The sequence below is a fragment of the Methylocaldum sp. GT1TLB genome, assembly GCF_051027445.1.
Classification (GTDB): domain Bacteria; phylum Pseudomonadota; class Gammaproteobacteria; order Methylococcales; family Methylococcaceae; genus Methylocaldum.
Window position 1 is genome coordinate 346,515 of record NZ_CP194898.1, and the last position, 25,357, is coordinate 371,871.

18 protein-coding genes, 2 tRNA genes, 2 pseudogenes and 1 other annotated feature are annotated in these 25,357 nt (G+C 57.5%); of the genes and pseudogenes, 12 read left to right on the top strand and 10 right to left on the bottom strand.

Features of this window, described 5'->3' with window-relative positions; genetic code table 11:
• Window positions 1-121: 121 nt before the first annotated feature.
• From ACR2R1_RS01540 to trxC, 3 genes are all read left to right on the top strand, one after another.
• Window positions 122-1,822 carry an AMIN domain-containing protein gene (locus ACR2R1_RS01540; protein ID WP_077732326.1) on the top strand — a complete coding sequence of 567 codons (1,701 nt, stop codon included), beginning with the start codon at window positions 122-124 and terminating at the stop codon, window positions 1,820-1,822.
• A gap of 128 nt (window positions 1,823-1,950) precedes the next feature.
• On the top strand, window positions 1,951-2,259 hold the full coding sequence (locus ACR2R1_RS01545) for a hypothetical protein (RefSeq protein WP_077732327.1): 309 nt from the start codon (window positions 1,951-1,953) through the stop codon (window positions 2,257-2,259).
• Window positions 2,260-2,283: 24 nt separating this feature from the next.
• Window positions 2,284-2,703: a thioredoxin TrxC gene (trxC, locus tag ACR2R1_RS01550; RefSeq protein WP_156879437.1), complete on the top strand. Its 420-nt coding sequence runs from the start codon at window positions 2,284-2,286 to the stop codon at window positions 2,701-2,703.
• A gap of 78 nt (window positions 2,704-2,781) precedes the next feature.
• On the opposite strand, the gene ACR2R1_RS01555 is transcribed toward trxC, so the two are convergent.
• Together ACR2R1_RS01555 and glnK are read right to left on the bottom strand one after the other, a co-directional pair.
• Window positions 2,782-4,173 carry an ammonium transporter gene (locus ACR2R1_RS01555; protein ID WP_077732329.1) on the bottom strand — a complete coding sequence of 464 codons (1,392 nt, stop codon included), beginning with the start codon at window positions 4,171-4,173 and terminating at the stop codon, window positions 2,782-2,784.
• 17 nt (window positions 4,174-4,190) lie between these two features.
• Window positions 4,191-4,529, bottom strand: a complete 339-nt coding sequence (gene glnK / locus ACR2R1_RS01560) for a P-II family nitrogen regulator (RefSeq protein WP_077732330.1) — start codon at window positions 4,527-4,529, stop codon at window positions 4,191-4,193.
• A 279-nt stretch (window positions 4,530-4,808) separates the two neighbouring features.
• Here glnK and ACR2R1_RS01565 point away from each other — a divergent pair, with 279 nt between their 5' ends.
• The 4 genes from ACR2R1_RS01565 (at window position 4,809) to ACR2R1_RS01580 (ending at window position 8,705) form a co-directional block, all read left to right on the top strand.
• A complete protein-coding gene (locus ACR2R1_RS01565) occupies window positions 4,809-5,060 on the top strand; it encodes an accessory factor UbiK family protein (protein WP_156879438.1) in 252 nt (83 codons plus the stop codon).
• A 20-nt stretch (window positions 5,061-5,080) separates the two neighbouring features.
• On the top strand, window positions 5,081-6,598 hold the full coding sequence (locus tag ACR2R1_RS01570) for a YifB family Mg chelatase-like AAA ATPase (RefSeq protein ID WP_077732331.1): 1,518 nt from the start codon (window positions 5,081-5,083) through the stop codon (window positions 6,596-6,598).
• On the top strand, window positions 6,598-8,607 hold the full coding sequence (rep, locus tag ACR2R1_RS01575) for a DNA helicase Rep (protein WP_156879439.1): 2,010 nt from the start codon (window positions 6,598-6,600) through the stop codon (window positions 8,605-8,607). Before ACR2R1_RS01570 ends, rep begins: the two co-directional genes overlap by 1 nt.
• A 21-nt stretch (window positions 8,608-8,628) precedes the next feature.
• A tRNA-Arg gene (locus ACR2R1_RS01580) sits at window positions 8,629-8,705 on the top strand.
• A gap of 223 nt (window positions 8,706-8,928) precedes the next feature.
• On the opposite strand, the pseudogene ACR2R1_RS01585 reads toward ACR2R1_RS01580, so the two are convergent.
• Window positions 8,929-10,159, bottom strand: a pseudogene (locus ACR2R1_RS01585) (IS3 family transposase).
• Window positions 9,763-9,881, bottom strand: a sequence feature (AL1L pseudoknot). Its footprint overlaps the pseudogene before it by 119 nt.
• A gap of 72 nt (window positions 10,160-10,231) precedes the next feature.
• Window positions 10,232-11,911, bottom strand: a complete 1,680-nt coding sequence (locus tag ACR2R1_RS01590; RefSeq protein ID WP_143735287.1) for a hypothetical protein — start codon at window positions 11,909-11,911, stop codon at window positions 10,232-10,234.
• 379 nt (window positions 11,912-12,290) lie between these two features.
• On the opposite strand from ACR2R1_RS01590, the gene ACR2R1_RS01595 reads away from it, so the two are divergent.
• Window positions 12,291-12,596: a hypothetical protein gene (locus tag ACR2R1_RS01595; RefSeq protein ID WP_077732335.1), complete on the top strand. Its 306-nt coding sequence runs from the start codon at window positions 12,291-12,293 to the stop codon at window positions 12,594-12,596.
• 678 nt (window positions 12,597-13,274) lie between these two features.
• Here ACR2R1_RS01595 and ACR2R1_RS01600 read toward each other — a convergent pair.
• The 5 genes and pseudogenes from ACR2R1_RS01600 to ACR2R1_RS01620 all read right to left on the bottom strand — a co-directional run bounded on the left by ACR2R1_RS01600 (window position 13,275) and on the right by ACR2R1_RS01620 (window position 19,256).
• A pseudogene (locus ACR2R1_RS01600) lies at window positions 13,275-13,982 on the bottom strand (IS6 family transposase).
• Window positions 13,983-14,194: 212 nt separating this feature from the next.
• On the bottom strand, window positions 14,195-15,595 hold the full coding sequence (locus ACR2R1_RS01605) for an efflux transporter outer membrane subunit (protein WP_156879440.1): 1,401 nt from the start codon (window positions 15,593-15,595) through the stop codon (window positions 14,195-14,197).
• Entirely contained in the window at window positions 15,592-15,876 is a 285-nt protein-coding gene (locus tag ACR2R1_RS01610; RefSeq protein WP_086135632.1) for a hypothetical protein, read from the bottom strand. The genes ACR2R1_RS01605 and ACR2R1_RS01610 overlap by 4 nt, the downstream gene beginning before the upstream one ends.
• A 524-nt stretch (window positions 15,877-16,400) precedes the next feature.
• The gene (locus ACR2R1_RS01615; protein ID WP_434112353.1) at window positions 16,401-17,534 is read right to left on the bottom strand and encodes an aminotransferase class V-fold PLP-dependent enzyme; all 1,134 of its coding nucleotides are present in this window, start codon (window positions 17,532-17,534) and stop codon (window positions 16,401-16,403) included.
• Window positions 17,535-17,840: 306 nt separating this feature from the next.
• A complete protein-coding gene (locus ACR2R1_RS01620) occupies window positions 17,841-19,256 on the bottom strand; it encodes an L-serine ammonia-lyase (protein WP_077732339.1) in 1,416 nt (471 codons plus the stop codon).
• Between the two features lie 390 nt (window positions 19,257-19,646).
• Here ACR2R1_RS01620 and ACR2R1_RS01625 point away from each other — a divergent pair, with 390 nt between their 5' ends.
• The 4 genes from ACR2R1_RS01625 to ACR2R1_RS01640 all read left to right on the top strand — a co-directional run bounded on the left by ACR2R1_RS01625 (window position 19,647) and on the right by ACR2R1_RS01640 (window position 24,815).
• Window positions 19,647-20,597, top strand: coding sequence for an IS1595 family transposase (locus ACR2R1_RS01625; protein WP_434112355.1), 951 nt, complete (start codon window positions 19,647-19,649; stop codon window positions 20,595-20,597).
• Between the two features lie 362 nt (window positions 20,598-20,959).
• Entirely contained in the window at window positions 20,960-22,456 is a 1,497-nt protein-coding gene (locus ACR2R1_RS01630) for a multicopper oxidase family protein (RefSeq protein ID WP_434112357.1), read from the top strand.
• Window positions 22,457-22,719: 263 nt separating this feature from the next.
• Window positions 22,720-22,980 carry a hypothetical protein gene (locus ACR2R1_RS01635; protein WP_143735288.1) on the top strand — a complete coding sequence of 87 codons (261 nt, stop codon included), beginning with the start codon at window positions 22,720-22,722 and terminating at the stop codon, window positions 22,978-22,980.
• A gap of 785 nt (window positions 22,981-23,765) precedes the next feature.
• On the top strand, window positions 23,766-24,815 hold the full coding sequence (locus ACR2R1_RS01640) for a hypothetical protein (protein ID WP_139841175.1): 1,050 nt from the start codon (window positions 23,766-23,768) through the stop codon (window positions 24,813-24,815).
• Between the two features lie 421 nt (window positions 24,816-25,236).
• Here ACR2R1_RS01640 and ACR2R1_RS01645 read toward each other — a convergent pair.
• Window positions 25,237-25,312: transfer RNA gene (locus ACR2R1_RS01645), tRNA-Phe, on the bottom strand.
• Between the last annotated feature and the right edge of the window lie 45 nt (window positions 25,313-25,357).

Sequence of the window (25,357 nt, forward strand, 5' to 3'; positions counted from 1 at the left end):
TTTTAATCAAGGCTTTATTGGTACACGCATATCCTTCGAAAATAACTTGCCAAACCAGTCAAATTAAAGTACGTTCTGTTACGTCACAAAAATAAGACATGGACCCAGGGAGGGTACGTCAGTGCGTGTACTAGTTATTTCCTCGATTTTTGGGGTATTTCTAGTTTCCGACTGTTTGGGAGCGGAAATCACCGATATAAGGTATGGAGAGTCGGTCGATGCGCTTAGGCTCGAGATAACGGCTTCGGATTATGTCTCGGTGCAAGCTTCCTTTTTGGATGGCCCGGATCGCTTGGTTATCAAGTTTCCCGGCGGCCGAATCAGCAGAACACTCCCCCAACCTCCTCGGGATCATCCCCTGTTTTCGCGCGTAATCAGTGGTTCAGAAAGCGATGACGATTCGCGCCTGATCGTCGACTTAAAACAGCCCGCGACTTTTACCCAGTTTTGGGAGCCGGTTTCCTATGGGGCTTCGCCCAAGCTTCTGGTGGATTTTCCGAAGCCCGCATTGGCGGCGCGTGCGGGCCAAGCGCCGGGCGTTAAGAGTGCGGGAAAATCGAGAGCCGTTCTTGTGCCTCAAGGCAAAAAGGCTGCCGGTGACGCGGCGAAAGGCAGCGAAATCGAGCAGTTGCGGCGGGCCTTAGCCGAGCAGCAACGGATACTGGATCTTCAGAAGAAAGCGTTCGAGGATCAGCAACGAAAGCTTCAAACCCTGCAAAACCAGCTCGAACGTATAGCCGGCGGTGCGCCCGCCAAACAGACTGCAACAAACCCCGGTACGGCACAAGCAGCACGAATCAAGGACCAGCCTCCCGGACCCGTCAAAGTTGCCGATAACCGACAGCCGGCTATGCCCAAGGGTCCGGTCGGACAAGCTCCGGAACCGGAGGCGAAGCCGAAGCCCCCGGAACTGCCCAGGATCTCGGAGACCGTAGGCGGCGTGTTGACGCCGAAGGGCCACCTGATTGTGGAGCCATCGCTGGAATACAACTACGCGAGCAACAATCGGGTTTTTCTTGACGCGTTTACGTTTGTTCCGGCCATTGCCATCGGATTGATCGATCTTAGAGAAATCGACCGGCATACGTTTATCGGTGCGATTACCGGCCGCTACGGCGTAACCGATCGCCTCGAAATCAGTGGCCGCGTACCTTTCCTTTACAGAGAGGACATGCAGCGATCGAGAGCTGTTTCAATCGGTGCCGGAGTGGATGAGACCTTCAATGCCGATGGATCCGGTTTGGGCGATATCGAGTTTACGGCACGGTATCAGTTTAATGGCGGAGCCAACGGTTGGCCGATATTCGTGGGAAATCTCGCAACTACCATTCCCACAGGAAAAAGTCCCTACGATGTGGACTATGTGCTGGCTCAGGGTGTGCCGGGCGCCCGCTTTCCGACAGAGCTCCCGACCGGCTCGGGTTACGTTAGTGTTCAGCCGAGTATTACGGCGCTCTACCCGACCGATCCGGCCGTGTTTTACGCAAATCTCAATTATGGCTACACCCTCGAGACTGATGAGGATGTCGGAACGATCGATCCCGGCGACTCGATAGGAGCAAGCTTCGGGTTGGGGTTCAGCATTAACGAACGATCATCCTTCAGCATCGGATACTCGCATAAGCACGTATTCGATACGGAAGTGGACGGAGAATCCGTTTCCGGATCGAGTTTGGATATCGGGGAGTTCCTTTTGGGGTATTCGTTCAAACTCACCAGAGACACCAGCCTAAATCTATCGGTAAGCATCGGAGCCACGGAAGATGCGCAGGACGTCAAGCTGACCTTGAGATTGCCGATGTCCTTTTCGCCTTTTAATTGACTTTCGTGAAACCGTTTCAAGCTTGAGCGTCGTATTCTTGCCGGTGAAGAAGGCGACCGGCGCCGGCATGCTGTACTTCATCCTGGACCTTTGTAGAATGGCCCTTTGACTGGGATCTGTGCATTGGCATGAAAAATAATGAACCGTATGTCGGAATACATAATGACCGCTACGGCGGTATGACGGATATCGGCCGCATCATTCGGGACGCCTGGGCATTCGGGCTGATTCCTGAATCCGAGACCTGTGAGGGATGGCAAGCGGGGGGCATCGAGAACTTGTGGGAAAAGGTTCAGCAAACCTGGGATCAGTACGGATTTTCGGTGCACAACTTTCCGGAGGAGCTTCTCCAGAAATATCTGCGCATTCAGGAGGAGGCGATTGCTCGGGCAAAAGCCTTGGGCTGGAACCCCGATCGCGATTTAGAAGACGAATAGCAGAAGCGGAATCGGAGTGAAGATATGCACATCGTCTGTCCTTTCTGCATGACCGTAAACCGCGTTTCGCCGGAGCGGATTAGAGATCGTCCGAAATGTGGGCGTTGCCGCCAAGAAATCCTTAACGGGCAGCCGGCAAATCTGACCGAGAGGGATTTCGAAACCTATATTGGAAGAAGTGATTTGCCTGTCGTAGTGGATTTTTGGGCGAATTGGTGCGGACCGTGCAAAATGATGGCGCCGGTGCTCGATCAGTTGGCGAGCGAATTGGCTGGGCAAGTGTGTTTTGCCAAGGTCGACGTCGATTCGGAAAGCGCTCTTGCGGGACGATTCAATATTCGCAGCATTCCCACTCTATTGATGTTCGACGGCGGAAAAGAGGTCGATCGGGCGATGGGCGCAATGAATGCGGCCAATCTCCGGAATTGGATTTTGTCCCGTTGATCGGGCTCGAATCGCGCCGGTAGCAAAAAAGAGGGCGTCCGAAGACGCCCGCTATAGACATGACAAGAGGCTGCCAAATTAAAGATGGTAGGCGGTTTCTCCATGTTCGGTCGTATCGAGCCCTTGACGCTCGATCTCTTCCGTGACCCGAAGCCCTATCAGCATGTCCACGATCTTGTAGGCGATGAGAGAGACCACCCCTGACCAGATGACGACGGTTCCCACGCCCCAAGCCTGGCTGATGACCTGGGCCATCATGTCGTATTCGCCGACGGCATTGGCCACATAATCGTATACGCCGGCGCCTCCGAGGTCGGGAGAGGCGAATATGCCGGTTCCCAACGCGCCGATGATGCCGCCGATGCCATGAACCCCAAACACATCGAGCGAGTCGTCATAGCCCAAGATGTTTTTCAAGCTGGTCACCGCCCAGAAGCAGACGGCACCGGCAATCAGGCCGAGAACGATGCTGCCCATAGGACCAACGAAGCCGCAGGCCGGTGTGATGGCGACGAGCCCGGCGACTGCGCCCGACGCGGCACCCAACATGCTGGGCTTGCCTCGAGCGAGCCATTCGGCCGACATCCAGGCCAAGGTCGCTGCTGCGGTCGCGAGCAAGGTATTGGCGAAGACTAGCGCGGCGATGCCGTTGGCTTCCAGGTTCGATCCGACGTTGAAGCCGAACCAGCCGACCCAAAGCAGCGATGCGCCGATCATGGTCATCGTTACGCTATGAGGTGCGATAAATTCCTTCTTGTAGCCGATGCGCTTGCCGATCAATAGGCAGCCGATCAGTCCCGCTATGCCGGCGTTGATATGCACCACGGTACCGCCGGCGAAATCCAGTGCTCCCTTTTGAAAAAGAAAACCAGCCGTCGCGCCGGCGGCTTCGGCGGCGGCGGCATCCGTGTACGCATCCGGGCCTGCCCAAAACCAGACCATATGGGCCATCGGAAGATAGGAGAACGTGAACCACAAAACCATGAACAGCAGTACTGCGGAAAACTTCACGCGTTCGGCGAACGAGCCGACGATCAGTGCCGGGGTGATACCCGCGAAAGTTGCTTGGAATACGATATAGACGTATTCGGGAACATAGACGCCTTTGCTGAACGTACCGGCGAGCGATTCCGGCGTCACGCCCTTCAAGAACAGTTTACTGAACCCGCCGAAGAAGGCGTTTCCCTCCGTAAACGCAATGCTGTAGCCGTATATCGCCCATAACAGCGCCATTAGCGAGAAAATCACGAACACCTGCATGAGAACGGACAGCGTGTTCTTGGCGCGGACCATGCCACTGTAGAACAAGGCCAGCCCCGGAATGGTCATCAAAATAACCAATACGGTGGCTACGATCATCCAGGCGACGTCTCCTTTATCGGGGACCGGAGCGGGGGCTTCTTCGGCGAATGCAATTCCTGTGAAACACAGCGACATGAACAGGAAAAGGGCGATCTGGATTCGTTTCATGTTGTTTTTCTCCTTGATTAAAGGGCTTCCGCTCCGGTTTCACCGGTACGGATACGAATGACTTGCTCAAGGTCGAGCACAAAAATTTTGCCGTCGCCGATTTTTCCGGTATTGGCCGTTTTGGAGATGGCATCGATCACGGCTTCCAGCTGCTCGTCTGTTACCGCGACTTCGAGCTTGACCTTGGGCAGAAAATCGACGACGTATTCAGCGCCCCGGTACAATTCGGTATGTCCTTTCTGTCGGCCGAATCCTTTCACCTCGGTAACGGTGATGCCGGAAATGCCTACATCGGACAATGCCTCGCGGACGTCGTCCAATTTGAACGGTTTTAGAATCGCGGTCACAAATTTCATGCGAGAGTTCTCCTATAGAATGTGCGGACGCCGCCTTCGATTCGACGCTGAACCGGCGAAGCCCTGCTCAGTGTTGAGGCGTTCTTCGACCAAGAAGCAGGACCTGTGCCAAGCTTTATGTTGTGCGGTGGGCTTGGCAAAAAATGAAATTGTCAAGATGGCAGACGCTAAAAATGCACCATCACGGAGCGTCTGATTTGGCATGCACTCTGACGGTGCATATCGACGGGAGTGCGTCCGACTGGACGCTCACCGCGTTACTCGGCTATGCTTTTCGATATGTTTGATAAAACCACTCTAAACGATCTCGCTCGGCGCCTTGTCGAGGCAGTACCGTCCGACTTCCTCAAATTGCAGGACGATTTGGAAAAGAATTTCCGCGCAATCCTTCAAGCCTCGTTCGCCAAGATGAATTTGGTCAGCCGGGAAGAATTCGACGTGCAGACCGCCGTTCTCGCGAGAACGCGGGAGCAGTTGGAACGACTGGAAGCTCAAGTCGCCGAGCTGGAAAAGCAGATCGTCAATCGATAATTCGAACGGACGAGGAATTCATGTCCCTGGCCGTCGTTTTCACTCGGGGCAGGCAAGGTATCGCAGCGCCGTTAGTCACCGTCGAGGTGCATATTTCCAACGGTTTACCAAGCCTTTCCATCGTCGGCCTTCCGGAAACCGCGGTGAAAGAAAGCAAGGATCGGGTCAGGGGCGCGCTTCTGAACTGTCAGTTCGAATTTCCCCTCCAGCGAATCACCGTGAACATGGCGCCCGCCGACATTCCGAAAGAAGGCGGCCGATTCGATCTCGCGATCGCGCTGGGCATCTTGGCGGCGTCGGGACAAATCAGGAGCGATGCTCTCCGGGAGATCGAGTGCGTAGGTGAGCTTTCTCTGGGCGGGGAATTGCGCCCCGTCAGCGGGGTATTGCCGGTCGCGATTCAGGCGAAGCATGCGGGGCGTACGTTAATCGCGCCGAAGGAAAACGCGGGCGAAGCGGCTCTTGCAGAGGGTGCGAAAATTCTCGCGGCACACCATCTTCTCGAGGTATGCGCTCATTTGAACGGCCAGCAACAGATCCCGTTCGAATCGAACGAGGGGGCATCGGTTGGCCTGGAGGAACTCGCCGATTTCGCGGACGTGCATGGGCATTATCACGCCAAGCGAGCCCTGGAAGTCGCCGCCGCCGGAAAACACAATCTGATAATGCTCGGACCTCCGGGAACCGGCAAATCCATGCTGGCGGCTCGATTTCCGAGTATTCTCCCGCCTTTGACCGACGACGAAGCGTTGGAAAGCGCAGCCATCGGATCGGTCAGCGATTTGCCTTTCGATCCGAGACGCTGGCGCATTCCTCCGTTCCGTTCGCCGCATCATACGGCTTCGGCCCCTGCTTTGGTGGGCGGCGGCGGCAATCCCAAGCCGGGAGAAGTCTCCCTGGCTCATAACGGCGTGCTTTTTCTCGACGAGTTACCGGAGTTCGACCGCAAGGTGCTCGAGGTTTTGAGGGAACCGTTGGAGACGGGCTGTATCACGATTTCCCGTGCTGCGCGCCAGGTCGATTTCCCGGCCCGGTTTCAGCTCATCGCCGCGATGAATCCGTGTCCGTGCGGCTATTTGGGCGACGCCTCCGGACGCTGCCGCTGCACGTCGGAGCAGGTTCAGCGTTATCGCGCGCGGATTTCCGGACCTTTGCTCGACCGCATCGACATACACATAGAAGTGCCGCGCGTTTCTAAAGAAATGTTGCGTCATGGCGCGCCCGGCGGAGAGCAGAAGAGCGCCGACATTCGCCGGCGGGTGATCGCGGCTCGGGAAGTGGCTCTGCAGAGGACCGGAAAGCCGAATGCCTCGATGGCGCCTCAAGAAGTCAAGCATTACTGCCAATTGACCGACGATGGACACCGACTGCTCGAGCAGGCCACCGAAAAGCTCGGATTGTCGCATCGCGCCTATCACCGCATTCTGAAACTCGCTCGCACCATCGCCGATCTCGCCGGCGAGGACAAAATCGCCGTTCCGCATCTCAGCGAAGCCATTGGCTTCCGGCGGCTCGACCGTATCTCTTCGGCCGTTTGATGGTCTCTCAACTGAATCCGCAGCAGCTCGCTGCCGTGACCACTTTGGATTGTCCCTTGCTCGTTCTTGCGGGGGCGGGCAGCGGCAAAACGCGGGTGATCACCGAGAAAATCGCGTATTTGGTCAAGCACGGCACCCCGGCGAAGCACATCGCCGCTCTAACCTTTACCAATAAGGCGGCGCGGGAGATGAAGAGCCGCGTCGGCAAGCTGCTTTCCGACAAGGATTTGCGCGGCCTGACGGTGTCCACCTTCCATTCGCTGGGCCTCGAAATCTTGCGCGAGGAGCACGGCGCGCTCGGCCTCAAGAAAAATATCTCCATTTTTGACGAGCACGATCGCCTGGCGCTGACCAAGGAACTCATCAAGCACGGCTCGGAAAGCTGGGATATCGACGAGGCGGAAAACTATATCTGGCGCATCGGCCGGTGGAAGAATTTGTTCGTGACCCCCGAGCGGGCTATCGCGGAAGGGCAGGGCGATGCACAGCCCGCGGCGCAGCTTTATGCCGAATATGTCCGGCACATGAAGTCCTACAACGCCGTCGACTTCGACGACCTGATTCTCCTTCCGGTGCTCCTGTTTCACGAGCATGCGGACATCCTCGACAAGTGGCGCAACCGGATACGCTATTTATTGGTCGATGAGTACCAGGACACCAATCTGACCCAGTACGAATTGGTTAAGTTGCTGACCGGCAAAGTCGGCCGTTTTACCGTGGTCGGCGACGACGATCAGTCGATTTACGCGTGGCGCGGGGCGCAACCTGAAAATCTTGCCCAGCTACAGCGCGATTTTCCGCGGCTCAAGGTCATAAAACTGGAGCAGAACTACCGTTCGACCGGACGGATCCTGAAGGTCGCCAACAAGCTCATCGCCAACAACCCCCACGTATTCGAAAAGCGCCTGTGGAGTGCGCTGGGATACGGCGATCCGCTGCGCGTGCTCACGCACAAGGAAGAAGTCGCCGAAGCGCGGCAGGTCGCCTCCGACCTGCTGCATCACAAGTTCCGCCACGGCACGCGTTTTCAGGACTACGCGATCCTGTATCGCAGCAACCACCAGTCGCGGCTCTTCGAGCGCGCGTTGCGGGAGCACGCCATACCTTATTTCATCAGCGGCGGAATGTCTTTCTTCGGCTATGCCGAGATCAAGGACATCATGGCCTATCTGCGATTGCTGGTGAATCCGGACGACGATGCGGCGTTCCTGCGCGTGGTCAACGTTCCACGCCGGGAGATCGGGCCGACAACCCTGGAAAAACTCGGCGCCTATGCCAACCGGCGCCACATCAGTCTGTTTTCGGCCTGCTTCGAATTCGGGCTTCAGCAGTCTCTCGGCGAGACGGCGATCCAGCGCCTGCGCCACTTCGCCGAATGGATTACCGATGTCGCCGAGCGCGCCCAGCGCGGCGACACCTTCGCCGTGATCGACGATTTCATCGTCAAGATCGGGTATGAAAACTGGCTGAGGGAGACCAGCAACAGCGAAGACGCCGCCCGCCGCAGGATGGGACAGGTACGCGAACTGATCGATTGGCTCAAACGCATCGCCAAGGACGACGAAAAAGAAAAGAGTCTCGCGGAAGTCGTTTCCCGAATTCTGCTGCTCGACGTTCTGGAGCGCAGCCAGGAAGAAAACGCCGGCGACCGTGTCAACCTGATGACGCTGCACGCGGCGAAAGGATTGGAGTTCCCGTACGTCTATCTGGTCGGAATGGAGGAAAATCTATTGCCGCACCAGACCAGCATCGAAGAAAACACGATCGAAGAAGAACGCCGCCTGGCCTACGTAGGCATCACCCGCGCGCAGAAGCATCTGACTTTAAGTTATTGCACGCATCGCAAACGCCACGGCGAAATCGTGGATTGCGAGCCCAGCCGTTTTCTGAACGAACTGCCGGAAGAAGAGCTCGAATGGCCGGAACGGCGCGCGCTCGATCCCGAACAGAAAAAAGAACGGGCCATGGACAGCTTTGCCGCCGTCCGAAGTCTATTAAACCGATCCTGATTCCTGTAAAATGCGCGGCATGCGCCCGTAGCTCAGTTGGATAGAGCGTTGGCCTCCGGAGCCAAAGGTCGGACGTTCGAGTCGTCTCGGGCGCGCCATTTGAAACAAGAACTTAATGTAGTTCTTGCTCTCCTCAGAACCCTTCTCGTTCACATTTTGTTCACACTGAACATTGAGAGAGGTTCTGCATGGCCACACTCCGAAAGCTTCCAAGCGGTTCCTGGAATATCCAAGTACGCCGCAAGGGAGAGCCCCCCATCACCAAGACCTTTAAGACTAAAGTGAACCGCCCCGGGAATCGTGGAGGCTCGTTGGTTTAAGTCAGGTCTGCGAGGCAGCCTGATTGGCTAGTTGCCGATAATAGTTTGCCTCAGCTTCTGCTGGCGGGATATAGCCGATGGGTTCGAGTAGCCTGGAGTGGTTGAACCAGGACACCCGTTCGAGAGTGGCCAATTCGACGGCTTCCCGTGTCTTCCAGGGCGCCCGCCGGTGGATCAACTCGGCTTTGTACAGCCCGTTGATCGTTTCGGCTTGAGCATTTTCATCTCGCTCGTACGGCAAAACAGGCCTGGCAGGAGTCGTTGGCGCCTTCGGCTCGGGTGAATAGATTCAAGCATTCGTAGGTCGGCAATCCTTTGCCGACGAACCCGTTACCCCAACGGCACCGTCGGGAAGGGCGGCTTCGGCGCTCCCGAAGACGCCGTTTGCGATTGGAAGGGTCGCGACTAAAGCGACCGTTTGCGATTGGGAGGGATTCCCGACCTACGCGCGAGTGCCCGTACAGTAGGTATGAAAATGCTCTGTGGAGACATAGGTGACGTCCGACACCCAAAGCTGGTTGGGGCGCTCGGCCTCGAATTGCCGATTGACCCGGTCCAGCGGGCATGGCGCCTTGTTATCGCTAAGCGTGGTACGTACCACCTTGCCGCGGATGGCGCCACGCAGGCCCAGACGTCGCATGAGCCGCTCGACCGTACAGCGGGCCACCGCGATACCTTCCCGGTTTATTTGTCGCCAAACTTTGTCGGCACCGTAGACCTGCAGGATGGCCTGCCAGACGTGTTCGATATGTGGGATCAGGGTATCGTCGCGCTGGGCACGTGCACAACGCAGTGCGGGGTTGCGCTGCGGTGCAGCATAGCGCCTGTAGCCCGACGGGGCGATTTGCAAGACCTTGTGCAGATCGGCTCGACCCCGAAGCGCTCCCGATGCGCGTCGACGAAGGCCCTCGGGACTTGAGTCGGCGGTCGAGCTCCGCCTGGGCGAAAAACGCGCTAGCCAGCTTGAGGGTTCCATTGGCCTTGCGCAGTTCCTTCACTTTCCGCTCGAGTTCCTTGATGCGCTGCTGTTCAGCCGAGGTTAGACCGTCGCGTTGACCCGTGTCTCGTTCATGCCGGCGCACCCACTCCAGCAGTGTCTGGGGGGTACACCCAATCTTGCCCGCGATGGATTCAACAGCGGCCCATTGCGAGGGGTGCTCATTGCGGCACTCGAACACCAATCGAACCGCACGCTCGCGCACCTCGGGGGAAAACTTCGTAGACTTCCTCATGGCTCCATCTTCTCAAAGGTTGGAGCCTCCACCAAACCCGGGGCGGTTCATTGTCGGTAAGGCACTTCAAGATCAGTGAAGTAAAAGCTTTCCCCAGCGTACCCGATCGCGAACACATGGGGCCGGACCGAGATTCAACAACCGCCCCAATAGCGATTGATCTGCCGGCGTATCCGCATATTCGGCCTCGCAGCCTAACGAGAGCGAAAGAAAAGAGTTCCTCTTTCGATCCTGGTTTGAGTAGGGTCTGAAGGCGAATGTTGGATCAAAAGCGGGGAAATGGAAGGGCAGATTACCGGTACTGACCACAAGACTCGGCGGCACCAGCCGACGATTAAAAGCCGAAGAATCCGTAATGACAGCGCCGATCGGATCACCTTCCTTCCCGGCACCAAGTTTTTTCGCTGTGGCCCTGTCTCCAAACGGCACCTGAAGGAACCGCAAACTTGCAACCGGCAGGTCATTGGCAATCGCAAAATTTGCAAAGCCCAAGGCCGACCTGCCGCGATCCGCAACAAGGCAAAATCCGCCGGCGTTCGTGCTAGCCGCAGTCGAACCCTGAGCCGACGAACATCTCCTGTCGGTTGGCGCGCCGACAGTCGTGGAACGTGCCGTGCCGGCGGGGAGTTGATTGCGCCCGAACGTAGCCTGTACGTATTGCATACCCGCGATGGCTAAACTATTGGCTACCGAAAAACTCGCGGAATAGTCGGTACTGGGCGTCGCAAGGTCCGAAACCATACAGGCCCCGTCAGCATCTCCGATAGTCGCGGCCGAGCCGTCAACTGACTCGCACTTTTTGCCCCCAGGCCAAACGGTCCTGCGGAAATGTTGTGAGTGCGCTTGATCAAACGCAATTTGCAGAAATTGCACGCCGACCACGGGCAAGTCATTGGCTACCGTAAAATTCGCGAACAGATCGGCAGTCGACGAGCCGAGGTCCGATGCCATACAAAACCCTCCCGGATTTCCGGCCACAGCACGGGAGCCGTCGACCAACGTACATTCCGGACCCGTCGACGTCCCAGAACCCGAAAGTTCACCGGCTTCGCCAAGCATTTCGCGGTCGCCGAAGGTAACCTGAACGAAATTAAGGCTCGCTGCGGAGAGACTGTTCGCGACCGAAAGTTTCGCCATGTTCGCTGCGAGTTCGGTCAGGTCCGAACTCAGGCAAAACCCTCCGGCGGTAAACGCGGTCGAACCGCCTGCCGACGAGCATTCCGCAACCAAAGGGGTATTGTCATCCGCGGGAAGAAGCCGAGATCCGCTCAATGTGGGCCTGTTTTTGAAAGTCACCTGCAGAAACTGCAAGCGCTTTGCCGCCAGCTCGTTGGTGGCCGCAAAATTCGCCAGCTTGGCAAGCGAGGTGCCGATCTCCGAAGCCAGACAAAACCCTTCGGGGCCGGCGGCATTCGCACCGCCGGCAGACAGACATTCGGTGCGGGCCGGTGAAGCGATAACCGGGTTAATGGCGGAAACTGGCGTGCTGTGAATTGACCGCGCGCTCGCTGCGGCTGGAGGGCTGCTGGCAGCCGACATATTAGCGGAGCCGGCGGTCGGGATGCCCTGGCCGGAGTCGGGACAAAACTCTCCGGTATTCCAAGCATCCGTGCTCGAATCATCAATTGGAATACATCCCGTCAAATCCGTTGGTGTAGTCGAAACGGCGCTCGGAGTCGTTCCATATACGCTAATTGGAGCGAGAGCCAAATTGACTGCGATCGCACTACCCAACAATATCGTTTTTTCCATTATTGTGCTCCTAATCAATAGGAATCGGAGCGGGGCATGACCCTGAAAGGACTCCACTCCGTGTTATCCGCCCTCGTATAATAACCCTTTAATTGCTGAATCGATAAGCTGCCATAGCGGGTATCACGGTGCTGGGATATTTATTGCATTCGTTCGGGAAATTGTCCTGTCTCACTTCGAGATTATTTCCCTAAGGCCAGCCATTCAATTCTTCGTATGCTCCCCACCAACGGACTGTAGTCAGGAGGAATGGATATCTTCAAACTTTGGTCCGGGTATTTTTTGCCCGGTTTATTTGAGTCGATTAAGGATGGGGTATTTCGCACCCTGAAGGGACCTATTACCCGCTCCAACTCGGCAATATTTAGGAGTAATCACAATGAGGAAAATGATGTTTTCAGTGAGTATGTTGGCAACCATGATGATCGCCGCTCCAGCTATCGCCAGTGATTTCCATGCGCTCGGTGAAATTAAGGGCGCTACCCCCCTTCAAGACCAAGTCTTGGCCACTGTGGAAGGCGGATCGACATGCGGCATCGGTGGTGCCTCGACCGGAGGTCAGCCAGACGGTGGTGTATGCTTGATATCTTTTATTTCGCATCCGACCGGCGCTTCTGTCGGATTTGCGGTTACTAACCAGTTACCCGTAACAGGCGCGAATTTCCTGCAAGTTACCGGGTTATAAGGTAATCGTCTCGTGATGATATAGTCCCAAGCGGACAGCCTGGAAGATGGATGGCCGGTACCAGCCATCCATCCGACGGGTGGATGAATCCGAATATTACCCTGTATCTAGGTCTAATTAGCAAAGACCGAGGTATTAGGCTGTCTCTACAATATAGAGTATTGGGACGTGTATCCGGGGATTTCCATTTGGGTATCGAGTTTTACCTGAGCTATTGCGCCGGCAGTAAAATCCCTCCAACAAAACCGGGGCTTATTGGGTGAACAACTCAAAGGCACCGTAAAGTCATGATCTGCCCAAGGCGGCTGTCTACAGGCCACCCAAGTTCCGAATGAAACGGTATAAACTATTGTTTTCACGTTAGCAGGCTGGTGAAAAACTCTGCCGGTCGCACCTAATCAGGTAGTGTGGGACTGTGACCGGTTAAACTACCCGCTTTATTTTTTCGAGAACGACGATGCGCGGCAAAGATGTCACCCAAGGAGTCCTGTTTAGCTACGTGAACCGGGAAGACCGGGTTCCTCAAACGCATCCGTTGCGCCGGATGCGGCTGTTGGTGGATGGCATTCTGGCCTCGCTGTCGGACGAATTCGCGGCCCGCTACGCGCACACCGGGCGCCCGGCTCCGTTGCAAAAATGGTTTAAGCACGTTTCTGAGCCGTTCGGCCTGTCGCCGGGTCAGGCATACACGCTGAATAGCCGGTTGACGAAGCACGCCTCGGTTCGGCCACCGACGGCGTCGATCCAAAAGTCGAACTGGCGCTTCCGGAACATGCGCATCACCTCGAAGCCCTTGATCGTGGCATACGCCGTTCGCATCGACTGAAAGCCGAGGGTCGGCTTAATCAAGCGCTTCAGTTTACCGGGATCGGATTCAAGGCGATCATTCAGATATTTCACTTGCCGGTGGAGGCAGTCCGCCGGCAGCAAACCTTCCTTCTTCAGTTTGCGGATGGCTTCGCCGTAGGCCGGGTTCTTGTCGGTGTTGATCTTGCCTGGCCGGTAGTGCTTCGAGCGCCTCAGCGCCTTGGCCAGGAAACGCTTGGCGGCCTTGGCGTTTCGGATATCCGACAAGCAAAAGTCGAGGGTGCGGCCCTCTTTATCGATGGCGCGGAACAGGTATTTCCACTCGCCGCGAACCTTGATGTAGGTCTCGTTCACACGCTAGCTCGAGCTCAGGCGGCTCTGATACCAGAGCGTACGCTTCTCCAATTCGGGCGCGTAGCGCTGCGCCCAGCGGTACAGCGTCGTATGATCGACGGCGATGCCACGTTCCGGCATCATTTCTTCCAGGTCGCGGTAGCTGATGCCGTACTTGCAATACCAGCGCACGCCCGGCAGGATCACTTCGGGCGCAAAGCGCCGCCACCGGAATACGGAATCCACGTTTGACCTCCTATGTTCAGTCCCTCGCGGCCATCCTCGCTCGACAACACAGTTTTTGCAACGGAGCCTGTTTTGTGCCGGTGCAATCGCGATTCGGCGTTTTGACAGGAGGTGGACCAAATCCTTCGACAGTTGGTAGGTACCAGATCCGCGTCGGCCTGGCCCACACTGCGTGGTGTGCAACATATTCCGTAGCGATAAACTCTCCGCTTTCATACTTCCCCTCCCAGCGCCAAATAGAGATCGATTCGGTTGCTGAGCAATTGCCGCTTGACGGCGAGATGTGCGCTTTGCGCGTTCAGGGTGCTTCGGTAGCTGTCCAGCAGGGTCAGGATTTCGATGAAGCCGTGACGGTAGGAATAGACCGCCAGCTTTCGGCTTGCTTCGGTTTGTTCGACGGCTTCCTTGAGCGCCCGTTCTTCCTCCCTCAGCCATTCCTCCGCGGCGAGCGATTGTTCCACCTCGCGGAAGGCGTTGAGCGCCGTGTTTTTGTACAGATTGAGCGCTTCCTCCGCCAGAGCTTGGTTCAGCCGAATCTCTCCCTTGAGACGGCCGCCGGTGAAGAGCGGTTGCAGAAGACCTATCGCGACGTTCCAGACCGCCGCGCGGGGATCGACCAGTTCCGTCAAGGCCGGGCTGCGGGTGCCGCCGGTAGCGGTGAGGGCTAGGCGCGGCAGCAGCGCTTTTTGCGCGCTCTCCACCCGGAAATCGGCGGCGCGCAGGCGGTCGAAAGCGGCGATCAGGTCTGGGCGCCGTTCGAGCAGTTCCGAGGGAACCCCGGCCGACAGCGGCGCGGGCGGATCGGGCAAAGACGCCGTCGTCGCCAGATCGGCCGCCGGATAGCGCCCTAGCAAGACTTCCAGAAGGCGAGTAACGATTTGAACCCGGTTGCGCGCAGCCGCCAACTGGGCTTCCGCATTGGCTAGGTCGGTAAGGGCCAGCCGCAGATCGAGGCCGCGCGCCAGTCCCCGGGCGAAGCGGCCGCGCACCAGGTCGACAATGGTGCGCCTGTCCCGGATCGACCGCTCGGCAACCTCGGCTTGGAGCTTGGCCTCTGCCAGTTCGAAATAAGCCTGTGCCGTTCGTGCCGCCAGGGATAGGCGCGCGGCGTGGAAATCGGCTTCCGTCGCGGCAGCTTCCTGTTGGGACGCCTGCTGGAAAGCGCGTATCCGCCCCCAGACATCCACTTCCCAGTCCAGCGTGAACAAGGCTTCGAAGGCGCCGAATTCGGTCGAGCCGAAACCCGCGCTACGCACCTGAGCGCGTTCGTAGCTCGGCGCGAAGAAAAGCTGAGGCCAGCGTCCGGCGCCATCGATACGGGCTTGCTGCCGGGCGGCCTCCACACGGGCGGCCGCGGACTTCAGGTCGTAGTTGCTTGCCAAAGCCTCATGCACCAAGGCACTCAAAGTCGAATCGGCGAATGATTCGACCCAACGCTCGGAAACCGTTTTCTGAGGGCCTGACGTTGCCGTCCAGAATGAGGGAATCCCCGCTCCGACATTTTTCGCGTCCCGATCTGGCGCCGTTCCACACCCGGCCAGAAGCGAGAGGACTAAGGTCAAGAGGGTAACCGACAACCGGACCAGGTCGATCCTACCGATAGCAAAACTCATCGGCCGGCAAGATCGTCAGGGATATTTCGCGTGTAGAGTCGACGACTCGAGACGGTTTTGCTGGGCGAGCAGGGATAGACGGGGCGTGCGATGGTTTCACATTGCGCGACGTCAATACCCAAGTGCGTCGGCACCAGTAGGAGATCGCGATCAGCGGTATCCATCAGATTCTGAATCAGCCGATAAAGTCGCTCGAAACAAATCTCGAAATAACGCGCCGACGGAAATACCCGGAATTCCGAAGACATGCCTGCATCGCGAGTTTGCGACGTAAGTTTCATCCCCCCTTATCCTCTGCTTATGAATTCAACGGTCTATCAAGTTAAGACGGATCAGCCAGCGAAAACCCGCATCGTCGACGAAAAAAATGCTGGATTCGAAGTCAGGAAGGCGAGGTTGTGAGGCGAAAACAAGATCGGACAGATGAACCTGTCGGGAAAAATGCTGGAGTGCCTATGGCGGGAAGCTTGCAGTCCGGTGTTGACCGGACGCATTGGCGATTTGCGTCCTTGTATTCATCTATGATCAGGTTGAATCGTGCATGACAATCGGCTGAACCCGTCATCGAAATTTGCAAGCGAAGGTCCAAAAAACGTATGAAGCCGTCCGAAAAGCGGCTTTCGAAAATCCTTATCTCCGAGAAGAGAGCATCTGCGCGGCAGGCAATAGGGTCGCCCGTTTTTTCCGCGCAGTTCCGATCGCACTCGTCCGATGAGCTGGTTCTTGTGCAGCCAGTGCGTCTGTTCCAGCAGTCTAATCCCTTACGCCGAACCGTACTCCGTCGCCGACGCGATGACGCAATCGTTCAGAACCTTTCGATCCGATCCAGTGCCTGCGCCAGGGTCGCAACCGTACGCTCGATGTTTTGCAACTTGTCTAAGCCGAACAAACCCAGGCGGAAAGTCTTGAAATCGGGGCTTTCGCCGCATTGCAGCGGGACCCCGGCCGCGATTTGCAGACCGAGATCGGCGAATTTCTTGCCGGTTTTGATGGCGTCGTCGCTGGTGTAGCACACTACCACGCCGGGGGCGCCGAAGTCGGCCGCAGCGACCGATTTGATGCCGCGCTCGGCCAATATCCCACGCACCCGGCGACCGAGTTCCAGTTGCTCATCGCGCGCCTTGGCGAAGCCGTAGGCTTCAGTTTCGCGCATCACCTCGCGTAAAGCGCGCAGGCCATCGGTTGGCATGGTGGCATGGTAGGCGTGTCCGCCCTGTTCGTAGGCCTCCATGATTTGCAGCCATTTTTTGAGGTCAGCGGCAAAACTGGTGCTGGCGGTGTTCTCGATACGGTCGCGCGCCGCCGGGCTTAATACCACCAGCCCACAGCAGGGCGGGGCGCTCCAGTCTTTTTGCGGTGCGCTGATCAAGATGTCCACTCCGATTTGGCGCATATCGACCCAGACCGTGCCGGATGCGATGCAATCGAGCACGAACAGGCCGCCAACCGCGTGTACGGCATCCGCCACGGCGCGAAGATAGTCATCGGGCAGGATCATTCCCGCCGAAGTTTCCACATGCGGGGCGAACACGAGATCCGGCTTCTCGCGGCCGATCGCGGCAACGACTTCTTCGATCGGCGGCGGGGCGTAGGCGGGCTGCGGTCCGGACTCGACGGGGCGCGCCATCAGGACGGTGGATTCCGATGGGATGCCGCCCATCTCGAAGATTTGGGTCCAGCGATAGCTGAACCAGCCGTTGCGGATGACCAGACACTTCTTGCTCGTGGCGAACTGGCGCGCCACGGCCTCCATGGCAAAGGTTCCGGAGCCGGGCACGATGACGGCCGTGTGGCCGTTGTGCACAGTTTTCAGGATACGCGAGATGTCGCGCATGCTTTCCTGAAACACCTTCGACATGTGGTTGGTCGCACGGTCGGTGTAGACCACCGAGTACTCAAGCAGGCCATCCGGATCGACGCTGGGTAGTAATCCAGGCACGGGTTTGTCTCCTCGTTGTTGATTTTGGCACTAATGCAATTTATGCGCCGTCTACGTTTGTGCTGATGCGCCGCTAGTACACCCGTCGAGTTCGTGGAGACGCGGTCGTAGCGGGAGCTCTGCATTGCCGAGCTCGGTGACGACCACCGCTTCCGATTGTCGGCAATACGACAAGCGCGAGCTTGCAATGGCATGGTGTAGCGCGCCAGAAGTTGTGGACGTCAACTCCGCCTTTTCCGGCGGGGGCGTGGCGGGCGCGCCGCTCATTATCCTGTTTTTGCGCATCGGATGCTCACGATACTCCGCTCAGCACTCCGGCACGTTCACCGGAATGTGTACCGCAAGACCACCCTCGGCGGTTTCTTTGTAGCGGCCATTCATGTCCTTTGCGGTCTCCCACATGGTCTGGATCACCGCATCGAGGCTGACCCTGGCGTCCGCCGGATCGCTGTCCAGGGCGATGGTCGCTGCGGTGATGGCTTTGACCGCGCCCATGGTGTTGCGTTCGATGCACGGAATCTGCACCAGCCCTCCGACCGGATCGCAGGTCAATCCGAGGTGGTGCTCCATGGCGATTTCCGCCGCCTGCAAGACCTGCTCCGGTGTACCGCCCGAGACTTCCGCCAGCCCCGCGGCCGCCATGGCGGACGAAACGCCGATTTCGGCCTGGCAGCCGCCCATGGCGGCGGAGATGGTGGCGTTTTTCTTGAACAAGGTGCCGATCTCGCCGGCAGTGAGGATAAAGCGGATGACCTTGTCTTCGTCGAAGCCGTCGACGAAGCACCAAGCGTACATCAACACCGCGGGAATCACCCCGGCGGCGCCGTTGGTGGGTGCAGTGACGACTCGTCCAAAGGACGCATTTTCCTCGTTGACCGACAGGGCGAAACAGACCACCCACCGGTCTACGTTGGCGAAATCACGGGGTTGACGCCGCAGAAGATCGGACCATTGTTCGATCGTCGTATAGTCGGCGCCGTTCAGCAATTTGCGGTGCATTTCCGGTGCCCTGCGCCGGACCCGCAAGCCGCCCGGCAGATAGCCTTCGCGGTGCACGCCGCGGAAGATACAGTGCCGGATTTCCCGCCATAGCCGAAGCGCCTCGGCGTCGATCTCGTCCCGGCATCTCCAGGCCTGCTCGTTCAAATAGGTCAAATCGGAGACCGACAAACCCAGCGCTCTGCAATTTCGCAGCAAATCCTGCCCCGAGTGGCAGGGATAAGGTGTCACGACGCGCGCCGCCGAAGCCTGCTCCATGTCATCGTCTGCGGCCACGAACCCGCCGCCCAGAGAGTAGTAGATACGCTCGAGAATTTCGCCGTCCGTAAGGATCGCCCGAAAACACATCCCGTTGGCGTGGCGCGGCAGGGTGGTCGAGCTCTCGAACACCAGGTCCCGTTCGCAGACGAAAGGAAGATTCCGTTTTCCGCCCAAGGGCAGCCAACCGCTGGCCTTGATAGCCGCGATCCGGTCCGGAATGACGGCCGTGTCGATCAGCGTGTAATCCTCGCCGGAAAGTCCCATCAACACGGCTACGTCGGTGCCGTGCCCGCGGCCGGTTTTGGCGAGGGAGCCATACAGCCGGACGGTCAGGGATTCGACCCGGTCCGGGTCGCCCAAGGCTTCCAGAAACAGCGATGCTGCCCGCCATGGTCCCATCGTGTGGGAGCTGGAAGGGCCGATACCCACCTTGATGATTTCGAACGCACTGATGGAATCCATAACTTTCGCTGCTGCGAGGAAGACGAACGGAGGAACGATTCAACGCTTAACCGGGCCTTACCATACCACGATCCGGAAATCGGCCACCAAAAAGGCTCTCCGATTTCTTGCGACGCACTCGTTCGTAATACTCCGTCGCTACCGGAGAAGTTCCCCGTTTTCTAACAATGGCTCCCGTAAAGGCTGTCTTCGACCGTCGAGGCAATAGAGCGTTTTTCATCCCGGTGTACGGATTCGTGTTCGGGCGGGAAGAACGTAGGTCGGCAATCCCTTGCCGACTTATCGGCTCGGCAAAGGATTTCCTGATTAGCGACGAAGTTCAGTACAGGCTCACATAGTGAGCCACTAGGGTCCTTAGACTATGGGCATCTATCACAAGCGGGGTGTCCCATGCCTATGAACCGGGTGCAATTTCAAAAGGGTTTGTCGTTGGCCGAGTTTCTGACGCAATACGGCAGTGAAGCGCAGTGCGAAGCGGCACTGGAGGCCCTGCGCTGGCCGGACGGTTTCCGCTGTCCGGTCTGCGGCGGCGCGCGCCACACGGTGTTCGAACGGACCGGGCGGAAATACTGGCAATGCGGACACTGCCGGAGCCAAACGACGCTGATCGCCGGGACGATCTTCCAAGCGACCAAGCTGCCGCTGACCACCTGGTTTCTGGCCATGTATCTCCTGACCCAGGCCAAGAACAATGTCTCGGCACTGGAACTGATGCGCCATCTCGGGGTGTGTTATCGCACGGCATGGCTGGTGAAGCACAAGTTGATCCAGGTGATGGCGGAGCGGGAAACGGATCGGCAGTTGGCCGGGCGGGTCGAGATCGACGATGCCTACCTGGGCGGTGAGCGGCCGGGGAAACCGGGGCGTGGTTCCGAAAACAAGTCGGCCTTTGTGATGGCGGTGCAAACCACGGACGACGGGCGTCCGTTGTTCCTGCGCGTCGATCCCCTGCCGTTCACGCAGCAGGCTATCGCGGACTGGGCCAAACGCGCCTTGGCCCCGTCGACCTACGCACTCACCGATGGCCTGAGCGGGTTTCGGAGGCTGCACCAGGTCGTCGCTTGCCATCATCGCCTGATCCTGGGCTCTGGGCGGCAGTCGGCGCAACATCCGGAGTTCCATTGGGTAAATACGATGTTGAGCAACCTGAAGACAGCCATTTCCGGCACCTATCACGCGTTCAAATTCGAGAAATACGCCCAGCGGTACCTGGCCGAGTTCCAATACCGCTTCAATCGGCGTTTCAATCTCAAAACCCTGCTTCAACGGCTGGCGCGCGCCGCGGCGTTCGCTAAGCCTCGACCCGAGTGGCAAATTCGCTTGGCTGAAGTTCATCGCTAATCAGGAAGGATTTTGTTGGAAGGGGCGTCCTGGCGCTCCCAGGACGGCCGTTTTGCGATTGGAAGGGTCGCGACTAAAGCGACCGTTTGCGATTGGGAAGGGATTGCCGACCTACCTATCGGGCTCCCTGATACCGGATCGGAAAACGCTCTAGGGTTTGAAGGACGAGCCTTTTGGGCGGCAAGATCCCTGCTGGATTGCTGATTCCATTGTTCGGTCCGAATGCGGCAATGTCACAGCCGTTAGGAAGCTTCCTCACATGATTTTTGCCTTGTTTTAGCCCAACAGGCGGGAACGTGAGTTAGTAATTAATGCACTAACGGATATTCGCTCCGAAGACCTTTAGCCAAGGAGGGCCGGTCATGCGTACACCCCGCAAATTTCCCTTTCTACCCGTTGCAGCCTTGCTGGCGGTTGTCGGTCTTGTCGTTGCAACGCTCCCGAATCCATGGGTTCATGCCGGTCCGGAGTCGATCATTCAGGCATCCGTGGGCGAGGAACATGACGACTCCGCCGAAAACGGAAACGGACGCCAAGAACAGGGCGATTCTGCCGAAACATTCCGAAATCCACCCGAAGTCGCGAGTTCGGATGGCGCCTTGAACGTCATGCTTACCGCCGGCAAGCGGGAAATCGAGATTGGCGGGCAGAGCGTCGTCGCCATGGTGTTCAATGACAGTTATATCCCACCGACGCTGAGAGTTCGGCCCGGTGATACCCTGAATCTCGAGCTGGTCAATTCGCTGGAAAATTCGACGAATCTGCATCACCACGGCTCGAACGTGTCGCCGCTGGATAATGGCGACAATGTCTTCGTCGATATCATGCCGAATACGCGTTATCGGCAACGAATCGTATTTCCCGACGAGCACCCTGCGGGCTTTCTGTGGTACCACCCTCACATGCACGGTTTGGTCGAGGCGCAGATTTTCGGAGGCATGTCGGGTGGCCTGATCGTCGAGGGCATGCTCGATCCGTTTCCGCAGTTGAGCGGCATCAAGGAGCGCATCATGCTCCTCAAGGATTTTCAGAACATCGGCGGCGAGATCCCTTCGGACAACATCGATAGCAATGCCGGCACGACCCGCACCGTCAACGGCATGGTCAACCCGACCCTGAAGATTCGCCCAGGGGAAACGCAGTTTTGGCGGATCGGCAATATCGGAGCGGATATTTATTACCGTCTGAAGCTGGACGATCACGTACTTTATGAAATCGCCGCGGATGGCAACCGCCATACCGAGCTCGTGCCGCGGGACGAAATTTTACTGCCGCCCGCATCGCGCACCGAGGTGTTGATTCAGGGCGGTCGCCACGGAATCTATCAACTGCGCACTCTCGCCGTCGATACCGGGCCCGATGGGGATCAGTATCCGGAAGTGGTGCTGGCGACCTTGATTTCAGAAGGTGCCGAGCGCGAACCGGTCGAGCTTCCGACCGCGGACCAATTCCCTCCGGTGGAGGATTTGCGCGGGCATCCCGTTGCCCAGCACCGCAGTTTCCAATTCTCGGAGGATCCCGACACCAACCAGTTTTACATCGAGGGCAAGCAGTTCGATCCGAATCGCGTCGACACCCAAGTCAAGCTAGGGGATGTGGAAGAATGGACGATCGAGAATGTGACTGACGAAATGCACGTGTTTCACATACATCAGCTCGATTTTCAGGTCACAGAAATCGACGGGCAGCCGGTGCCTTTTACAGGCCGGCAGGATGTGGTCAATCTTCCCGTGAAAAGCCGAGTCAAGCTGCTGATTCCGTTTACCAATCCGGTGATCGTTGGCAAGTTCGTATACCACTGCCATATCGTGGCGCACGAGGACAACGGCATGATGGCCACCGTGGAGGTGGTCCCCTGATCTCGCTGACGGGGACGGTTCAGTGCCGAATGGAAAAGCCGGACACCTTCCTAATCCTGTGGTCGGGCTGTGGCTGGCCATAGAAGGAAGTCAACCAATGAAAACCTGATACCGTCCCGGAAAAGAACGGCGAAAAGGGCTTGTGCTATATTTTGCTTGCTCATTCGTCATGCATCTGCCGGAATCAGTTGCCAGCAAATACTCTGGTATAGCCACTGAGCGGGAAGTGTTGGTTATGCTTGGTAATCATTACTATAAGAACAATGTTTAACGTCAATCGTGTTTTTTCGGCGCGTAACGGTACGACAGGGCAGGTCGAATGGTTTTTCGAGGCTAGGGAAGGCATCATGGGGCCGTATGAATCTGCGGCATCTGCAAATAAAGCCCTCGGGGAGTTCAAGGAGCGTTGCATGCGTCTCGGATGCAGCGGCGGTAGAACCGACGATCCAAAGCTTGGTTTCAAACCCCTCCAAAGCGCCTCGGCCTCGACCACAATGAAATTGGAAATAATCAAGGAAGAGTAACGTTTGATTCGAAAAAGCGATCCGAACCCCTCATGTCGAACACGCTCGGAGCGTCAATGAGCGGCTCCCGGCCAGCATGACGTGCGGACGGAAACGAACGTTCTGAGCTGTGCGGCATCAGGCAAATAGCGAAAGCCTTACGCCTTCTTTCTTGCGTATGAGATCAATCACGTAAAGAACCGCCCCTTCAATTAGAGCATTTTCATACCGACTGTACGGGCACTCGCGCGTAGGTCGGGAATCCCTCCCAATCGCAAACGGTCGCTTTAGTCGCGACCCTTCCAATCGCAAACGGCGTCTTCGGGAGCGCCGAAGCCGCCCTTCCCGACGGTGCAGTTGGGCCAACGGGTTCGTCGGCAAAGGATTGCCGACCTACGAATGCTTGAATCCATTCACCCGAGCCGAAGGCGCCAACGACTCCTGCCAAGCCTGTTTTGCCGTACGAGCGAGATGAAAACGCTCTAAGTACATTCAGGGAAGTCTTGCGGCATAGACAACCTGCAGGACAACCCCGCCAATCAAGCCAATCTGTCGAGATTCCGCAAATATTTGCGGAATGTACTTAGTACCGTCAAAGGTCGAACGAGCGCGAGCCCAAGCCGCCCGTTGTCTCAACGCTCACCGCTTAATGGCGGCTCATCGGAAGCGAACCATTCACCTGAACTGACCGATCACGCCCTTTGAACTTCCTATCCCCCCTATAGTCCTCCTTTACATAAAAGAAGGCGTCTATTTTTCCTGGGATTCCGGATCGCTCTTGCGCTTCAAGAGAAAGGTCGAAAACTATGTTGATCGGATACAAGACCCTCGCATTGTTGCTGCTGCCTGCATTCATCGGCGGAGTTGCTGAGGAGTCTGTTGCCCAAGACCCTCGCGACTGCCTTCCCGGATACGTCTGGCGAGCGGCGCGAGCAGACGACTTGGTCTGCGTCATTCCGCAATCCCGTGCCCTTGCTGCGGATGAGAACGCCAAAGCCCCGTTCAGGCGCGAGCCGGGACCGCGCGATGGCGTCTACTATTGCTTGTCGGGCTTTGTCTGGCGCGAGGCATATGAGGGAGACACGGTCTGTGTTACCCCAGCTGCCCGACAGCGGGTGTGGGAAGAGAACGCACTCGCAGCATCGAGGACGGTTGCTGGAGGGGTAGACTTCCGCACTGTAGGTCAGCACACCTTGCTCGTAGGAGTCACCACCAGCCGTAACGCTTGGGAGAGTAGAACCTACAGTTCCACTTGCGGAGAGCTAACCCCGATGCCCGGAGTGATGGACGGCATGGTAGGGTGGGGACAGGCGGAGATCGGATGGCTCGGCGAAAATTGCTTCGCCTTCGTTCTTGAGCGCGCCGTGCAATTCGACTTCACTCTCATGGACATGATTCCGGACAAGATCGTCGACCGTGCCGTGCTGAGCTACGACGAGGTCGAAGCTCCTTCCTGTCCGCTTGTCGTGGGATACAGCTACCGATGCTGGCAAAACGGAGAGGGAAACTACGAGGTGAAAGCGAACGGCTGCGTGGAAGTGCGCATCCCTTCCATGGATTGGGTTCGTAATGGTGGAACGGTGCAGGGTAGACTCCCGACCTTCGCCAGCGGACAGCCGACATCGCGCATCAATGCACGTCAATGGGATGTAACCTCTCCGATCGCCTGGCAACTCTCCAGCCCCGCGCCTCCGCTGGGCGGAATGCGGGGGTATGGCGTTCTGCTGACCGGAGGCCCGTCGATCGATGGTCTAACGGCTCAGGACAACACGGTCTGTGTCTCGGATCTCTCCAACATCACGCTGGAGATCACCTATACCGTGCCCCCTTCCGGCGAATTTATACCACCCCGATGACGGCATGATAAGGGATAACTGAAATGCCACCCTCATGACCCCCAAGACATCGCGGCCGTGAACTGCACCGAGCCGTGGTTGTCGCAACATGGTCTCCTTGCGAAGCGCATGCGCAGTGGCACGTGTTCACTGTCATCCGCAGGGGGGACGGAAAAGATCCGCGAGGATTCGTAACCAGCCACGCCGCCGGACGATTAGCATGTGACCGGAAAGTATTGCCTCGACGCCCCTAAAGGCCAAGATCATTACGGATGACCAAGGCGACTAGCTCTAAGGGCTAGGGCATGAGCCGGGCGCAGTGGCGGCGCTTAAGATCGCAAGCCCGATTGGTCGGTTTGGGTGAGTGCGTTTTTCGGAGACGTCTTCGGAAAGACGAGAAAGGTTTGCGCAGAAGAAAATAATTGCAAACTTTCGTTTTACATGGTGGCCAGGGACGGAATCGAACCGCCGACACGAGGATTTTCAGTCCTCTGCTCTACCAACTGAGCTACCTGGCCAGTGGCGAATCGAGTTGCGTATTAAACCTGTTACGAGGTTCTCAG

What these genes read in the sequence shown, in the direction of transcription:
- ACR2R1_RS01545 (WP_077732327.1), top strand. Translation starts at nt 1,951, where the DNA reads ATGAAAAATAATGAACCGTATGTCGGAATACATAATGACCGCTACGGC.
- trxC (WP_156879437.1), top strand. Translation starts at nt 2,284, where the DNA reads ATGCACATCGTCTGTCCTTTCTGCATGACCGTAAACCGCGTTTCGCCG.
- ACR2R1_RS01555 (WP_077732329.1), bottom strand. Translation starts at nt 4,173, where the DNA reads ATGAAACGAATCCAGATCGCCCTTTTCCTGTTCATGTCGCTGTGTTTC.
- glnK (WP_077732330.1), bottom strand. Translation starts at nt 4,529, where the DNA reads ATGAAATTTGTGACCGCGATTCTAAAACCGTTCAAATTGGACGACGTC.
- ACR2R1_RS01565 (WP_156879438.1), top strand. Translation starts at nt 4,809, where the DNA reads ATGTTTGATAAAACCACTCTAAACGATCTCGCTCGGCGCCTTGTCGAG.
- ACR2R1_RS01570 (WP_077732331.1), top strand. Translation starts at nt 5,081, where the DNA reads ATGTCCCTGGCCGTCGTTTTCACTCGGGGCAGGCAAGGTATCGCAGCG.
- rep (WP_156879439.1), top strand. Translation starts at nt 6,598, where the DNA reads ATGGTCTCTCAACTGAATCCGCAGCAGCTCGCTGCCGTGACCACTTTG.
- ACR2R1_RS01590 (WP_143735287.1), bottom strand. Translation starts at nt 11,911, where the DNA reads ATGGAAAAAACGATATTGTTGGGTAGTGCGATCGCAGTCAATTTGGCT.
- ACR2R1_RS01595 (WP_077732335.1), top strand. Translation starts at nt 12,291, where the DNA reads ATGAGGAAAATGATGTTTTCAGTGAGTATGTTGGCAACCATGATGATC.
- ACR2R1_RS01605 (WP_156879440.1), bottom strand. Translation starts at nt 15,595, where the DNA reads ATGAGTTTTGCTATCGGTAGGATCGACCTGGTCCGGTTGTCGGTTACC.
- ACR2R1_RS01610 (WP_086135632.1), bottom strand. Translation starts at nt 15,876, where the DNA reads ATGAAACTTACGTCGCAAACTCGCGATGCAGGCATGTCTTCGGAATTC.
- ACR2R1_RS01620 (WP_077732339.1), bottom strand. Translation starts at nt 19,256, where the DNA reads ATGGATTCCATCAGTGCGTTCGAAATCATCAAGGTGGGTATCGGCCCT.
- ACR2R1_RS01625 (WP_434112355.1), top strand. Translation starts at nt 19,647, where the DNA reads ATGCCTATGAACCGGGTGCAATTTCAAAAGGGTTTGTCGTTGGCCGAG.
- ACR2R1_RS01630 (WP_434112357.1), top strand. Translation starts at nt 20,960, where the DNA reads ATGCGTACACCCCGCAAATTTCCCTTTCTACCCGTTGCAGCCTTGCTG.
- ACR2R1_RS01635 (WP_143735288.1), top strand. Translation starts at nt 22,720, where the DNA reads ATGTTTAACGTCAATCGTGTTTTTTCGGCGCGTAACGGTACGACAGGG.
- ACR2R1_RS01640 (WP_139841175.1), top strand. Translation starts at nt 23,766, where the DNA reads ATGTTGATCGGATACAAGACCCTCGCATTGTTGCTGCTGCCTGCATTC.